The 12,860-nt window shown below is 63.5% G+C and carries 13 protein-coding genes; 4 read left to right on the top strand and 9 right to left on the bottom strand.

From position 1 onward, the window contains the following. Positions 1-40: 40 nt before the first annotated feature. Positions 41-1,144, bottom strand: a complete 1,104-nt coding sequence (gene ychF / locus IB262_RS27380; protein WP_034788804.1) for a redox-regulated ATPase YchF — start codon at positions 1,142-1,144, stop codon at positions 41-43. 189 nt (positions 1,145-1,333) lie between these two features. Here ychF and IB262_RS27375 point away from each other — a divergent pair, with 189 nt between their 5' ends. Beyond that, a complete protein-coding gene (locus IB262_RS27375; protein WP_112975089.1) occupies positions 1,334-1,900 on the top strand; it encodes a hypothetical protein in 567 nt (188 codons plus the stop codon). Positions 1,901-2,051: 151 nt separating this feature from the next. Next, entirely contained in the window at positions 2,052-2,363 is a 312-nt protein-coding gene (clpS, locus tag IB262_RS27370; protein WP_034788786.1) for an ATP-dependent Clp protease adapter ClpS, read from the top strand. 58 nt (positions 2,364-2,421) lie between these two features. Here the strand turns inward: clpS and IB262_RS27365 are convergent, their stop codons facing one another. Continuing rightward, complete coding sequence (locus tag IB262_RS27365; RefSeq protein ID WP_112975087.1) at positions 2,422-2,724, bottom strand: hypothetical protein; 303 nt, start codon at positions 2,722-2,724, stop codon at positions 2,422-2,424. Continuing rightward, positions 2,708-3,268 carry a hypothetical protein gene (locus IB262_RS27360; RefSeq protein ID WP_226020610.1) on the bottom strand — a complete coding sequence of 187 codons (561 nt, stop codon included), beginning with the start codon at positions 3,266-3,268 and terminating at the stop codon, positions 2,708-2,710. Before IB262_RS27360 ends, IB262_RS27365 begins: the two co-directional genes overlap by 17 nt. A gap of 119 nt (positions 3,269-3,387) precedes the next feature. Between IB262_RS27360 and IB262_RS27355 the strand changes: the two genes are divergently transcribed. Further along, positions 3,388-4,017, top strand: a complete 630-nt coding sequence (locus IB262_RS27355) for a TetR/AcrR family transcriptional regulator (protein ID WP_034788776.1) — start codon at positions 3,388-3,390, stop codon at positions 4,015-4,017. A gap of 35 nt (positions 4,018-4,052) precedes the next feature. On the opposite strand, the gene IB262_RS27350 is transcribed toward IB262_RS27355, so the two are convergent. The 6 genes from IB262_RS27350 to IB262_RS27325 form a co-directional block, all read right to left on the bottom strand. Then, entirely contained in the window at positions 4,053-5,045 is a 993-nt protein-coding gene (locus IB262_RS27350; protein ID WP_112975086.1) for a squalene cyclase, read from the bottom strand. A gap of 58 nt (positions 5,046-5,103) precedes the next feature. Further along, entirely contained in the window at positions 5,104-5,823 is a 720-nt protein-coding gene (gene pth / locus IB262_RS27345; RefSeq protein ID WP_089045054.1) for an aminoacyl-tRNA hydrolase, read from the bottom strand. Positions 5,824-5,890: 67 nt separating this feature from the next. Next, positions 5,891-6,625, bottom strand: a complete 735-nt coding sequence (locus tag IB262_RS27340; protein ID WP_090298466.1) for a transporter substrate-binding domain-containing protein — start codon at positions 6,623-6,625, stop codon at positions 5,891-5,893. Positions 6,626-6,741: 116 nt separating this feature from the next. Beyond that, a complete protein-coding gene (locus IB262_RS27335; RefSeq protein ID WP_112975085.1) occupies positions 6,742-9,126 on the bottom strand; it encodes an EAL domain-containing protein in 2,385 nt (794 codons plus the stop codon). A gap of 259 nt (positions 9,127-9,385) precedes the next feature. Then, positions 9,386-9,994, bottom strand: a complete 609-nt coding sequence (locus IB262_RS27330) for a 50S ribosomal protein L25/general stress protein Ctc (protein ID WP_034788765.1) — start codon at positions 9,992-9,994, stop codon at positions 9,386-9,388. 154 nt (positions 9,995-10,148) lie between these two features. Continuing rightward, positions 10,149-11,330: a benzoate/H(+) symporter BenE family transporter gene (locus IB262_RS27325; protein WP_112975084.1), complete on the bottom strand. Its 1,182-nt coding sequence runs from the start codon at positions 11,328-11,330 to the stop codon at positions 10,149-10,151. A gap of 249 nt (positions 11,331-11,579) precedes the next feature. Between IB262_RS27325 and IB262_RS27320 the strand changes: the two genes are divergently transcribed. Next, positions 11,580-12,536: a helix-turn-helix domain-containing protein gene (locus IB262_RS27320; protein WP_060606738.1), complete on the top strand. Its 957-nt coding sequence runs from the start codon at positions 11,580-11,582 to the stop codon at positions 12,534-12,536. Positions 12,537-12,860 lie beyond the last annotated feature (324 nt).

Genomic DNA, 12,860 nt, shown 5'->3' with positions numbered 1-12,860 from the left:
CTGATCCCGCGCCTTGAGTGCGGGATCAGACCGACAGGTCTTACGTGTTGAAGCGGAAGTGGATGACGTCGCCGTCCTGGACGACGTATTCCTTGCCTTCGTCGCGGGCCTTGCCGGCCTCCTTGGCGCCCACTTCGCCGCCAAGTGCGATGTAGTCTTCAAAGGCAATGGTGTTGGCGCGGATGAAGCCGCGCTCGAAGTCGGTGTGGATGACGCCGGCAGCCTGCGGAGCCTTGGTGCCGCGCTGGATTGTCCAGGCGCGCGTTTCCTTGGGGCCGACGGTGAAATAGGTGATGAGGTCGAGCAGCTTGTAGCCGGCACGGATCAGTCGGTCGAGACCGGCTTCTTCGAGACCGAGCGCGCTCAGGAACTCCTTGGCTTCTTCCTCCGGCAGCTGCGCCACTTCCGACTCGATGGCAGCGGAGATCACGACGCTTTCCGCCCCTTGCGCCTTGGCCATTTCGGCAACCGCGCGCGTGTGTTCGTTGCCGTCGACGGCATCGCTTTCCGCGACGTTGCAGACATAGAGAACCGGATGGGCGGTCAGGAGGTTGAGGCCCTGCAGGATGCGCAGTTCTTCGGCATCGAGCGTCGAAAGCAGCGTGCGGACCGGCTTGCCGTCCTGCAGAAGCTTCAGCGAGGCTTCCATGATCGGAAGCTGTGCCATCGAATCCTTGTCCTTGCCGCCGGCGCGCTTGCGGGTCTGCTCGGTGCGGCGCTCGAGGCTGTCGAGATCGGCGAGCATCAGCTCGGTCTCGATCGTCTCGGCATCGGCGACCGGATTGATGCGGCCTTCGACGTGGGTGATGTCGTCATCCTCGAAGCAGCGCAGCACGTGAACCACGGCGTCCACTTCGCGGATGTTGGCGAGGAACTGGTTGCCGAGGCCTTCGCCCTTCGATGCGCCGCGCACCAGGCCGGCGATATCGACGAAGGAGATGCGCGTCGGGATGATTTCCTTCGACTTCGCGATGTCGGCCAGCTTGCGCATGCGCGGATCCGGCACCGCCACTTCGCCGGTGTTCGGCTCGATGGTGCAGAAGGGATAGTTGGCCGCTTGCGCCGCTGCCGTCTTGGTGAGTGCGTTGAAGAGCGTGGACTTGCCGACGTTCGGCAGTCCGACAATACCGCATTTGAAGCCCATGGGGTCTCGTCCGTATCTTAAAATTCCGTTGGCGTGGCTATGCGGGAAGGGCGCTCCCCGGTCAAGGGCGCAGGCCCTGTTCACGGTAAATAAGGGGTCGAGGCCGTTGAACGCGTGCTCTTCGGGCCGCATATGCGCTCGGATTTCCGCCGGCCCTGTTCGGCGGCCAAGAAATTGAGGAGCCCCGCATTGATCGACCAGAAGTTCTTGTTTCCGCGCGTGCCGGTTGCCGTCGTCGATATTGGCGACACACTCGAGGCGCTGTTGATGCGCGCGACGCTCGAAAGCATGGGCGCCGTCGTCACCCTGCATCTGCCGGGGACACCAGGCGATTTCCTGACCTTGCTCGCCGGCGGCGAGCTCGTTCACCAGCACCTGATCATTTCCGGCCACGGCGACGAGAACGGCTTCGTCTTTGGCGAATACATCGAGGAAATCGACACCTCGATGCTGATCGAGGGCAGCCTGCCGTCCGCCGTTATCGCCGAACATGCCAGGCTTGACGGCAAGATCGTGCTCAGCACCTGCTGCGAGACTGGTGGCAAGCGCTATGGCGATGCCTTTGTCAAAAAGGGAGGGGCGGCCCTCTACGTTGCGCCTGACGGCTCGCCGGAGGGGGCGGACGCCCCGCTTTTCGTGCATTGCTTCTTCCATGCGCTGCTGGCGCGCAAGCAAGAGGCAAGGGCGGCGCTGGAAAAAGCCCGCTCCTATGACGAAGCAGCAGCGATGTTCGTCGGCCATTGGGGGAGGCGCTGATCTCCGCCTGCGTCCGTGCGCTTGCTTTTGCTTGATCGGCACCTGCGCCCGTAGGATAGTGCGCCTTCGGCGCCGGTGCGTCTGACGGTGCGCCGAGGCGGTTCTGCCCCGCGGTGGTGCCGGCCAATCTGTCATCAACGGGGTGGTTCCGATGAGTGACAACGAGGTTGCCAGAAAAGTCAAAGTGAGGGTGAAGCCGAAGCTCGATCGGCCGAAGCTTTACAGGGTCATGCTGCTCAATGACGATTACACGCCGCGCGAGTTCGTCGTCGGCGTGCTCAAGGCCGTGTTCCATATGAGCGAGGAGGCGGGCTACCGGGTGATGATGACGGCCCACAAGATGGGGAGCTGCGTGGTGGTCGTCTGCGCCCGCGACATCGCCGAAACCAAGGCCAAGGAAGCAACCGATCTCGCCAAGGAAGCGGGTTTCCCGCTGCTTTTCACCACCGAGCCGGAGGACTAGCAGGCCTCATGAATGATGGGCGGCGGCCGGGGAAATGCCCGGCGGCCATCGGCCTGCCTCATGGCTTCCTGTGCAGGCGAAGCGGCTTGCTCGCTTCGCGCTCGATCGTGCCCTTGGCTTCGAGATCGAGCTGTACAGCCTTTAGCCACCAGCCCGCCTTCGCTCCGCCGGGGAAAAGGTCCTGCGGCAGCAACGGCAGCAGCTGCTCCTTCGCGTCCGCCACGGTCAGGCCCGGTGCTGAGGGCGGCAGCACCGCGAACAGGGCTTCACGCATCGCCTCATATTTCACCCGGTCGACGCGGTACTTGTGGCCGGGCGAGACGATGTTTTCGATCTCGATCTTCTCAGCCTGGGATGCCATTGGCCTCGCCTTTCACATAGTCGATCTTCGGCGCCTTGAATCCCATCGCCGCCCAGGCGGTCAAAAGCCGCCACATGAAGCGGCCCGAATGTGTCTTGTAGCTCGGCAGCGTGTCGGCAAACTCGACGCCGGCCTTGCGATCCTTCGTCATCGTGCGCATTTCGAGCGGCGGCTGTTCGTCCGGGGCAAAACGCTGATTGTAGACGCTCAGCCAGTGACCGCCCTTGAATTCCAGGAACATGGCCGAGTTGCAGCAGCTGGCGATGACCCGGCGCGTCGGCGCTTCCGGCGTCAGCCGGTGTTCGCGCAGAAGGTCGCTGCCCCTGACGCAGCGGATCCGGTCCTTGCGGTAGAGCGCAAACCGCGTCGAGCCGTCGGCTTCCATGACCGGCGACGCCTCCGGCAAGGCCTCGAAACGCTCGCCGGCGGTGCGGCAACTGGTGCAGTAGCAGGCGGCGCCGACGATCGGCTCGCCGGCGGCTTCAAAGGCAACTAACCCGCAGCGGCAGGCGGCAATGCGATGTCTTTCCTGTGGTTTGGCCATGGCCATCTCCTGATCCGACTTCACTAACTAAACTGGACCGTCCAGTTTGATTTGTCAATCCGACTGGCCTATTCTGTAAGCCAAGTGATTTGGTGAGATACGGCAGGGGGAGGGCAGGTTTGAGCAACGGCGCAAAGACGCGCATGGAGCGCACCCGCAAACTGATCGTGGCTGCAGCCAGTGATCTCTTTCTCAAGCACGGCTTTCTCGGCACCAACATGGACGAGATCGCCGCGACGGCGGAGGTGTCGAAGCAGACGGTTTATTCCCATTTCCAGAACAAGGAGGCGCTGTTTCTCGAAGTCGTGCGCAGCATGACGGGGGGAGCAGGCGACGAATTCCAGGAGCAGGTGGCCGATCCCGATGGCGACGAGCGGATCGAGGACTTCCTGCTCGACTATGCCACGCAGTTGCTGACGATCGTGATGACGCCGCGGCTGATGCAGGTTCGCCGTCTCGTCATCGCCGAGGTGGAGCGGTTTCCGCAGCTTGGCGAAGCGCTGCACGAGCGCGGGCCGATGCGCTCGATCCGGCGGCTGGCGGTCGCCTTCAGGCGCTATGGCGAGAAGGGCGACATTCGGGTGAAGGACGCCGAGGTCGCCGGCGGGTTCTTCAACTGGCTGGTCATGGGCGGGCCGGTAAATGACGCCATGCTGCTCGGAGACAGCGCCATTCCGACGCCGGAGGTGCTCCGAGCCCATGCGTCGGAGGCGGTGCGGATCTTTCTGGCGGCCCATAGGCCCGGGTGATGGATGGATACGGACTGTGCTCAGGCGCGCCGCCTTCACGGCAAGTGGGCGTCCCACCATTTGAGCACGCGCATCGCCTTGAGCGTCACCCACCGCGAAGGGGCGTCGACCCCGTCATCGACGTCGAACCACACGCGTCCGGCGGGGCGCCAGTCGAGCGGCCATGCGCCGTTTTCGAGCCGCCTCGAACGCAGATGGCCGATCGCTTCGCTGAGCCGTGGATCAGGTGCCGCACCGCAAAGGAGCGTCGCGGCGCGAAAGTAATCGAGCGCCCGCAGGATGTCGTATCGCCAGCGGCTCGGGTGGCAGAGGCACAGGAAGCGTTTGTCGGCGGCTTCGCCCGTGCTCAGGCGGCGGAAGAGATGGCGCTTGAGCAGATAGTCCTCGCCGGCCCGGCGCGCCGCCTTGGACTGTGGCGTGCCACCGGTCGCCCTTTCGAACGCAAGCAAGCCTTCGAGCACGTTGATGGTGGTGGCAAAGGAGGACCGGAGCGAACCGTTTGCCCGTTCGCAGTTCCAGCCGCCATCGGCCTGGGCCTCGCCGACGAGCCTGTCGACGATCCGCGAAACGTCGACGCCGAAATAGGCGCCGTCGGCAACGGTGCGGCCGTTGATGCACTCCTCGACTTCGCCTTGCCAATAGGGCTGGCCGCCTTCGTCCCAGCGCGAATTGGCGCCGATCAGGTCGACGGTTCGTCGGGCCCGATCGGACGAAGGGTCGAGACCGAACTCCCGCAGCTGCGACAGCGAAAAGCACGTTGCCGTCCAGGGCTGGCCGTGCTCGGTCCACTCGTGCGCGTCGAAACCGGCGGGAATGAAGGCGCCTGCCGCCCATTGCCCATCGTCATCCTGATGCGAGAGAAGCCTGGCGCCCCAGCCTTCGGTCTCCACCTTGGCCCGTTCGGCTTTCCATAGAGACTCTGGGGCGTCCAGCAGGTCGCGCATCACCTGCCAGCGAATTGCGGGATCCGATGCGAGAAGCCAGTCAATCACCGGGTCGGTCACGGGCGTGCTCCAGGCTTGTGCCATCGGGTCGATCTGACCCGTTTCGATTGCACAAGCTAGGGCGCGTTCCGGATTGGGGAAGCTAGTCGTTCTTCGAGCCGAACATCTTCTTCAGCATGTCGGCCATTGGGCCGGATGCCGGCAGCTTCTTCGGCTGGGCGGAATTGCGCGCCTGGCGGATATGTGATTGCGCGCCCTGCTTCTTCGGGCCTTCAGCCTTTTCCGCCTCCGGCTTGCCGCCGGTGGCAAGCGCGATCTTGTTCAGGAGCTGGCTGTCTTCGCCGCGCACCAGCATGTCGGCATTGTCGGCGATGGCGTCGAGCAGGGGCACCAGCCAGGCCTGGTCGGCCTTGGCGAAATCGCCGAGCACATGGGCATGCACCAGATCCTTGACGCCGGGATGGCCGATGCCAAGCCGCATGCGGCGATAGTCCTTGCCGCAATGGGCGTCGATCGACTTGATGCCATTGTGCCCGCCATGGCCGCCGCCGACCTTGATGCGCGCCTTGGCGGACGGCAGGTCGAGTTCATCATAGATGACGGTGATGTCCTTCGGCTGCAGCTTGTAGAAGCGCATGGCCTCGCCGACCGCTTCGCCGGACAGGTTCATGTAGGTCTGCGGTTTCATCAACAGGACGCGCTCGCCGCCGATGTCGCCCTCGGCGATCTCGGCCTTGAACTTCTTCGACCAGGAGGAAAAGCTGTGCCGGCGGTGAATGACGTCAACCGCCATAAAGCCGATATTGTGCCGGTTGGCGGCGTATTTCGAACCTGGATTGCCAAGCCCTACGATGATCAACATGGTGCTGCGCATTCATGATTTCGGGGTGATGCCATCCAAAAACACCGCACCCCCCGGAAGTCAACGCCTATTTCTCCGCCTGCAGGCTGGCATTGGGCTTGAGCCCATATTGCTTGAAGATCACATCCTGGGTGCCGTTGCCGATCAGCCGGTCGAGTTCGTATTGCATGGCGGCGACGATATCGCGGGGAAAGTCGCGATGGCAGGCGATGCCGTAAAGCTTGCCTTCCAGCACGAGCGCCGCCTCTATCGGTTTGCCTTCGCTGCGCATGCTTTCGAAGGTCTTCTCGGACGTCATCAAAAGATCGACCCGGCCGGCGAGCAGCTTTTTCAGGCTGGAGTCGAGATTGGCCGCATAGTCGATCTTGGGGAAGCGGTGCTCCTTGAGATAGGACGCCGAAAAATCCTCGCGCTGCGTGCCCACGGTATATTGGTGCGCGTCCTCCAGCGATGCCGGCGCGATGGCGGATCCGGCCTGCCGGACCATGACCATGTGGTCGATCAGCAGCGGCTCGACCCACTGGAAGTTTCGGTCGCGCTCGGCGTCGTGGCCGGTGGTGAAAACACAATAGGCGGGGTCGGTCTCGGCCAGCATGAAAGCCCGCGCCCAGGGTAGAACCTCGATCGTATAGGGCAGCTTCAGGCGCTCCATGATGAGCTTGACCTGGTCGACGGCCGCACCGCTCGGGCCGGCCCCGGTCGAAAAGTTGTAAGGCGGATACTCCTCGGTGACGAACTTGATCGTCTGAGCCTCGGCCGTCGTTGCAAGACCAAGGAATAATGCTGCGATCAGCGCCTTCACATCTTTTCCTCCTCTTCTGCGTCCGCCTTGCGACGGATCCTTCTTTCTATCCCCGGCCTGTGCTCGACCTTAGGCCCCAAAGCTCTCCCGCGCCCCAGGGAACCAGGTGGGTGAACTCATGCCCGCATGCTGGGTGCGGAAGCCGCTTTTGCCTCGGAGTCGCTTTCGAGCATGGCCAGCATCCGGTCGACCGGCATCGGCCGGCTGAAGAGATAGCCCTGGCCGCAATCGACGCCGAGCTTGCGCAGCAGCTGCCACTGTTCCTTCGTCTCGATGCCTTCGGCAACGACGGTGCAGCCCATCTGGTGCGAGATCGTGCGGATGCCCTTGATCAGCATGCGGCTCTTGCGGCGGATATCGGCGGTGCCGGAGCTCAGCGACCGGGTGAAGGACTGGTCGACCTTGACGATATCGACCGGGAAACGGTTGAGATAGCTCAGCGACGAATAGCCGGTGCCGAAATCGTCGAGCGCGATGCGGCAGCCGAATTCGTTGAGCTGCTTCAGCACCGAGTGAACTTCCGGATTGTCGAGCATCAGCACCGCTTCGGTGATCTCGACGACGATCCGGCCCGGCGAGATATGATGCTTCAGAAGCAGGGCCGCGAGCTTGTGCGGCAGTGTCAGTTCGAACTGCAGCGGTGAGAAGTTGACAGCGAGATAGGTGTTCTGGGTGCCGTCGAGCTCGGAGATCGCTGCCAGATGGCGGATTGCCTTTTCAAGGATCTGGTCGCCGATGCGGGCGATCATGCCGGTTTCTTCGGCGATGCCGATGATCTTGCCGGGCGCCATCAGGCCCTTTTCCGGGTGGTTGAGGCGCATCAGCGCCTCGAAGCCGGCGATCTGCCCGTCGGCGAGGCTGACGATCGGTTGCAGCCAGGCTTCGAAGTGATCGTCCTTCAGGCCGGCTTCGATGCACTGCTCGATCTCGTGGCGCTCGCGCGAGGCGTCGAGCATGCCGGCGTCGAACACCTGCAGGCCATTCTTGCCGTCGTGCTTGCGCGCATACATCGCCATGTCCGCCTTCAGCAGCAGGTCGGAGGCGTTTTCGGCATGAGTCGGGTAGACGGCGATGCCGACGCTGGCGCTGACGAAAAGCTCGTTGCCGGCGATCGCCATCGGTTCGTGCAGCGCCGTGATGATGCGCTCGCCGATCTCGGCCGCAAGGTTCCCGGCGTTCGGATCGGAAAGCAGGATGGCGAATTCGTCGCCACCGAGCCGGGCCATGATGTCGCCGGGCGGCAGGGCGGCCTGTATGAGCTCGACCGTCTGGCGCAGCACTTCGTCGCCGGCGGCATGGCCGAAATTGTCGTTGATCCACTTGAAGCGGTCGAGGTCGATGAACAGGCAGCCGAGCTGCATGCCGCATTGATCGGCCTCGGTGATCGCCTCGTCGAGCGCGGCCTCGAAACCCTGGCGGTTCAACAGGCCGGTCAGGTGATCGGTGATCGCCTGGGTGTGGTTGCGGCTTTCCGCCTGCTTCAGCGCGGTCACGTCGGTCATGACCGAGAGCGACAGGCTGCTCTCGCCGGTTGCCTTCGTCTCCTGGATCAGCACGGTCATCGCTTCGCCATCCGCCTTGCGGAAGGGAACGGTCACTTCGCGGATGGCATGATCGGCAACGGCGATCGTCTTGGCGTGGCTGCGATAGGTTTCGTGCCAGTGCGGATCGACGAAATCGATGAAGTCGCGCCCGACGACGTCGTCGCGGCTGTAGCCGGTGGCCAGCAGCCAATAGTCGCTGACGGCGAGCAGGCGCCCGTCGACATCCAGCGAAAACAGCATCGCCGGCGTCAGGTTGTAGATGTCGGTGACGCGCTCATGGGCGTTCTTCAGCTCGGTCTCTTCGCGCTCGAGGCGATCCTGCATCTCGTTGAAGTTGGCGGCGAGTGCGCCCATTTCATCGTCGGAGGTCCAGTCGACGCGGTGGCGAGACCCGAGCCGGCGCGTAGCCTCGATCGCGGCGGTCAGGCGCATCAGCGGGCGCATCACCGTAAAGCGATTGCCGACGAGCGCAGCGGCAAAGACGATCGCGACCGCAAAAAGCAGGATGGCGAGAATCGCCAGTTCGTCCTTACTGAATTGCGACAGCAGACCCGGCGTCGGGACTCTGACTTCGATGCGTCCGACCTCTTTCATGCCATCGACCGACTGGTAGGAAATGGGCAGGATGAGGACCCGGTCCTTGGTGCTCGGCAACACGCCGCCCAGCGGCATCTGCGCGAGGATCGATCCGGATTGGTCGCGGATGGTGACGGAGAGGATGTCGGTGCCGTTTATCAGCGAACGGGCGATGTGCTTGATGGCGTCACTGTCAAAGTCCCAGATGGGCTTGCCGAGCGCCTCGGCGCTCGCGGCCATCAACAGTTCGATGTTGTGCAGGCGCTCGCGTGCAATGCGATCGCTGGAGATGCTGAGAAAGAGTGCAAGCAGCGGGGCAATGAAGACGAGCATCGCGCCGCAGACAATCGCAATAAACCGGTTCTCCACGGAGTGCATCATCGCATGCACGCCTCAGAAGCAGCTGCCACCCATCTCATATCAGGATTCTCTTCAGACAAGCCCATTTTCCCCGTCAGAAGAACATCATCAAAATCTTAAATGTTGCTGAAATCGCTTCATGATAATTCGTGGGGCGCGGCATCGATGCGGCCGGGCGCCGGCGGGCAGCCGCCAATGCAAAAAGCCCGCCCCAAACGAATGGGACGGGCTTTCGATGAAGTGCGGCGGGACCGGCTTTCGCCGGTCGCCCAGAGGCCAATCAGGCTTCTGCTTCGCCTTCGGCTTCTTCCTTCACGCCACCGGCCGGAGCAACGATCGTTGCAATGGTGAAGTCGCGGTCGGTGATAACCGGGGTCGCGCCCTTCGGCAGCTTGATGTTGGAGATGTGAATGGCGTCGCCGACCTTGAGACCGGAGAGGTCAACGGTCAGGAATTCCGGAATGTCGTTAGCCGAAACGTTGAGTTCGACGTCGTGACGAACGATGTTGAGAACGCCGCCAGCCTTGAGGCCCGGGGACTTCTCTTCGTTTTCGAAGTGAACCGGAACTGCAACGGTAACCTGGCTGTCCTTGGAGACGCGCAGGAAGTCGACATGCATCGTGAAGTCACGGACCGGATCCAGCTGGTAGTCCTTCGGCAGGACGCGGATCTTTTCGCCGTTGACGTCGATGGTTGCGACGGTGGTCATGAAACCGCCGGCGTGGATCTTCATCGTCACTTCCTTGGTGGAGAGCGCGATGGAAAGGGGGGCCTGCTTGTCACCGTAGATGACAGCCGGGATAAGACCGTTGCGACGAAGTTCACGGGAGGACCCCTTACCAACCCGTTCGCGCGTCTCGGCCTTGAGCTCGTAGGATGCGTGGCTCATGGATAGACCTTTCTGTGTCTAATGCTGGAGAGTTCGACCGCCATGCGGAAGAACTGAAGCCGCAAGGACTTCATCCGCGTTGCCTCCAAGGGTGTCTACGCGGACGGGCGCTCCATAGACGAGATCCCCCGCAAATGCAAGCTTTGCCGCGGTTTCAGCTCTTTTTACCGGTGAAACGTGCGAGCGCCAGCATGGCACCGCCGGCAATCAGCCCCCAGAAGGCGCCGGAAACACCGCCGAAGCTGACGCCGGACGCGGTCACCAGGAAGGTGATTGCGGCCGCCTCGCGGGTCTTCGGGGCCGTAAAGGCGGCCATGGCGGAGCCGGCGAAGGCACCGACGAGGGCAAGGCCCGCCACAGCCTCGATCAGAATCGACGGCGCAAGGCTGACGAAGGTGGTGACGACGCCGGCAAGCAGGCCGAAGAGGATGTAGAAGGCACCGGCATTGATCGCCGACCAGTAGCGCCGGTTGCGATCCGGATGGGAATCGCCGCCGGCGCACATGGCAGCCGTGATTGCAGCCAGATTGACCGCATGGCCGCCGAAGGGGGCGCTCAACATCGAAAAGACGCCGGTCGTCGCAAACAGCGGTCCCGGCTCCGGGTGATAGTCGTTGACCTTCAGCACGGCGATGCCGGGAATGTTCTGCGAGGCCATGGTGACGATGAAGAGCGGCAGGGCGATGCTGATCATGGCCGCGACGTTGAACTGCGGCATCACGAATTCCACGGTCGGTACCAGCGCCGAGGAGAGGGCGGAAAAGGCGCCGGCCGGGATTTCGACGCCGAAGGTGATGACCAGCACGAAGGCGATCAGCGCGGCGGGCACTGCATAGAGCTTGTTGATGCTGCCGACGAGTGCCCAGGCGATGAGAATCGGCAGGCCGAAAAGCGGATTGAAGGCGATCGCCTTGACAGGGGCAAAGCAGAGGCTGAGCAGCACGCCGGCCAGCATCGCATTGGCGAGCGGCGCCGGGATGGAGGAGACCAGGCGGCCGAGCGGTTTCCAGAGGCCGGCGACGACGACGAGCAGGCCGCAGACGAGAAAGGCGCCGACAGCGGCATTAAAGCCACCTTCGACGATGCCGGCGCTCGCAAGCAATGCGGCGCCCGGCGTCGACCAGGCAATGCTGACCGGTAGCCGCGTCACGGCGCTGATGACGATCGCGCAAAGGCCCATCGAGATCGACAGCGCCATCAGCCCGGAGGCAGCCTGCGCTTCGCTGGCGCCGACGCCGATGAGCCCATGCAGCACGACGGCAAAGGAACTGGCGAAGCCGACGAAGGCGATCAGCAGGCCCATGAACAGGCTCTGGAGCGAAAAGTCACGAAGCATGGCGGCAACCGGCTGTTGTGAGGTTGAGTCGCGGCAATTTGATCCTTTCGCGTAGCACATTCGGGCGTTCTGTCGATATCGGCGGCGTGATCCACCGATCAAGCTCGTTGACAGGCGCCGGCTCTCGAACCTTCGTCTGGCTGGACCTTCGCGGAAAACGACGGCTATAGTGGCCCCCGTGGATGCGGCCTGCTTGGGAGATCGGCCGTGTCGACATTTCGCCGGACGACGCTTTCAGGGAGGAAGCCGATGGCTGCCGTCAGGGAACATTCGGACTATGTCTACAAGGTTGCGCACCAGCCGTCGGCGGCTGCCAGTTCGCCGATCGCCGCGTCGTGGCGCCGGTGCATGACGCTGCATGGGCTGGCACCCGAGGAGGGGCGTCAGCCGCTCAGACTGTCCGGCGCGGAGTTCGAGCTTGCCCGGCAGAGGTCGGCCGAGCTGATCCTGGAAGCGGGCGGTGAACTCGACCGGCTGTTCGCCACCGTCGGCCGGGCCGGCTGCTGCCTGCTTTTGACTGACGACAAGGGCGTGGCGCTGGAACGCCGCGGCGCCGTCGGCGACGATGCCGATTTTCGCGATGTCGGGCTCTGGTCGGGTACGGTCTGGAGCGAGGCAAGCGTCGGCACCAACGGCATCGGCACCGCGATCGCCGACGAGCGCGCCGTCGTCATCCAGCGCGACCAGCATTTCCTCAGCAGCAATATCGGCCTCAGCTGCACCACGGCGCCGATCCGCGACCATCTCGGCCGGTTGGCCGCGGCCATCGATATCTCCACCTGCCGCTCGGACGCCTCCGAAATGACCATGTCGCTCTTGTCGCAGGCGGTGCGCGACGCGGCCGCGCGCATCGAGGCAGGCCTTTTCCGTCGCGCCTTTGCCAGCGCGCGCATCGTGCTGGTCCCGGTCGATCGCGCCGGGCCGGCGCTTCTCGCCGTCGACCGCGACGACCTCGTGCTTGGTGCAACGCGTGCAGCCCGGCAATGGCTGGATCTCGACGACAAACGCATTGCCGCCGGAGTTCCGGCCTCTGACCTTCTGCGGGAAGATACGTCGGGTGATGCCGGCGAGCTTCCCGATGCGGAGCGTGCTGCGCTCCGACGGGTGCTCTCGCGCGCCAACGGCAATGTCTCCATGGCGGCCGATCTGCTCGGCATCAGCCGCGCCACGCTTTACCGCAAGATGAAGCGGCTTCAGGTCAACTGACCGCACAACATTCTCGATCTGCCCCTCACCATAGCCCTCTCCCCGCCGCATACGGGGAGAGGGGACGTGCCTTACGGCGGTCTTCGTGCTTGGGTGACTACGTTGATTGGGACATGGGGGCTGCCGCTTGCCCCTTCTCCCCGCTCGCGGGGAGAAGGTCCCGGCAGGGGGATGAGGTGCAGCTTCCGATCGTGTCCGTTCCCGTTTGCTGCGTTGCAGCACAGTAGCTGGCGCTTGGCTGTCTCAATTCTGAAACAGATCGCGCCGCGGGCGATCACGCCTCACTATCGAAGACAACCGAACCGCTCCACGCTCCTCCTCACA

Source organism: Ensifer sp. ENS02 (assembly GCF_014851885.1).
Taxonomy (GTDB): domain Bacteria; phylum Pseudomonadota; class Alphaproteobacteria; order Rhizobiales; family Rhizobiaceae; genus Ensifer; species Ensifer adhaerens.
This window is presented reverse-complemented; position numbering and strand designations above follow the sequence as displayed.